Annotated in this window: 1 protein-coding gene; it reads left to right on the forward strand. The window is 71.7% G+C overall.

Annotated features, from left to right (window positions below; genetic code table 11):
• A partial coding sequence (locus AC1RQI_RS17325) for an efflux RND transporter periplasmic adaptor subunit (protein ID WP_481905849.1) occupies positions 1–258 on the forward strand: 258 nt, incomplete at both ends.

The raw sequence follows: 258 nt of genomic DNA on the forward strand, positions 1-258 counted from the left end.
CCGCACCTTCCGCGCGCGTGTCACCTACATGGCCGCGAGCCTCGATCCGGCGACGCGCCGGCTCGCGGTCCGGTGCGAGGTCGAGAACCCCGATCAAGAACTCAAGCCTGAGATGTTCGCGCGGTTCGCGATCATCACCGGCGACGCCGTGAGCGGCCCGGCGGTCCCAGAGAGCGCGGTCGTTCAGGAGGGGGACCGCGCGCATGTCTGGGTGCTGCGCCCGGACGGCGCGGTCGAGGCCCGCGAGATCAAGCTCGG

It is taken from the genome of Salicola sp. AFF1 (genome assembly GCF_056783195.1).